The 1,693-nt window shown below is 34.2% G+C and carries 1 protein-coding gene; it reads right to left on the minus strand.

Going from position 1 to position 1,693, the window contains the following annotated elements; all coding sequences use genetic code 11:
* Positions 1-157 precede the first annotated feature (157 nt).
* On the minus strand, positions 158-1,441 hold the full coding sequence (locus AC1DND_RS27385; RefSeq protein WP_477585949.1) for a DUF2851 family protein: 1,284 nt from the start codon (positions 1,439-1,441) through the stop codon (positions 158-160).
* Positions 1,442-1,693 lie beyond the last annotated feature (252 nt).

Here is a 1,693-nt window from a genome sequence, read left to right on the forward strand (position 1 = left end):
GATATCGACATCTTTGTTTAAAATAACAGTTAAGGCATCGGCATTACCCCTAACCTCAATAATCTGATTAGGATATAGTTCTTTTAGCTCGTGTGGAAATTCCATAATTTAAAAACAGATTATAGGGTAGAAAGTTTTGTTTGAAATCAGCATCTGGTTAGGCCTGCTTTAAAATTTTAATTCCAATACCACAATATAGACATTTTTTCTCATCGCAGTATTGCTTTTTCAGCTGCAAAATTCCTTGCGAAGCAAATGCATGATCCATCTTCACCCCTGCCCCGGTAAATTTATCTGTAATCGCATTTTGCTCAGCTGGCAAACGCTCCAACAATTTTATCGCCCTGCTAATATAGTATTGTGTACCCGTGTGTTTACCATACGCGAATAAAAACAAAGCCACCGTATTTAACAAAACATTATCAACAGATGTTTTCCCAATTTGCGTATTTACACCAGAGGTTTCTTTTTTAAAATGATAATGTGTTTTCCAGTAATCGTTTACCGGTAGGTTTTCAAACAAAGCATGCAATTGGGCTATATCTTTGATTTCGATAATTTTAGAAAAAAGATGGTTGGCTTTTACAATTAACGCTGCAAATTGTGCCAATCTGATTGTAGGAAAGTTTTGCGGCCTCATCCGCATAAATTTCCACATCGAAACTTCTATAGGTTTAATATTGTATTTCTTTCGAAGAAACTGGAATTCGGCCTTTAGCTTTTTAGGGTACTCCTCTTCAAACTGATCATTTAAAAAACCAGCGGCACCAAAAACCAGCGCTTCAATTTGGTTTGGGTTATTTTTGTGCTTGGCATAAATTTGCTGCGAAACGGCTTTAGCAAACAACTCAAAAGGCAGGGCATTTATTTTAAAGCCAAAATTACGCGCCAGAAAACGGTAAAAAGTCTCATCCCAATTCCCATTTAATTCGTTCAAGGTTTCTGTAACAGCATTTGTTTTTTGCTCGAAACGTTCTATTAAGGTTCTTGATAAAAAAGAATCGACAATTAATTGATCTACCGTTCCAATTTGTGCAATGCAAGGAAAATCAGTTAATGTGAGAAATAGGTTTTCGTATTTTTTGATGAGATCGGCAGAGATACGCTGTTTTAATTCCAAAACGGGCAAAACAGTATTGTCTATTCTTTTTATTTCCGCATCATGCTCATAAACAACATGTAAGACAACATTTTCGTAAGCGGGATTAATCTGATGATTGTGTTTTAACCAGTCTGACGACCGGAGGTGAATTTCTACATTACCAGCCCATGTAGTATCGTCAATTTCGATTTTCGCGTTAAAAAAATCCGGCCCAGCATTTTTGTTTAACAAGCCTGGATTGATAATTTTCAAGTTTTCTCCAGCGGTAGTTTGCAGCCCGCTATAATCAAACGACCTGAATTGCCATACATAATGAAGAAAATCTTCTGGAAAATTCATTCTTCAAGATAGTAAATTATTTTTAAAATCTGTAGTTTAAATCTTTCGCTTCTGTAGAATAATTATTAAACACGTATGTAATTAAATACCTATTATTACTTTTTTCAAATACAAAATACCATGTTGTATTTGGGTTCATATTGAAATGAATATAATATTTTCCAAATTTTAGAAGTGAATTGGGAGCGGTATAATGTTTTTTGTTATGAATGGTTCTTTCAACATTATAGATTATTTTTGATAACATAGTTT

Source organism: Pedobacter sp. 01N416 (genome assembly GCF_056399685.1).

Coding starts and splice junctions, on each gene's coding strand:
- AC1DND_RS27385 (WP_477585949.1), bottom strand. CDS start 1,441: ATGAATTTTCCAGAAGATTTTCTTCATTATGTATGGCAATTCAGGTCG.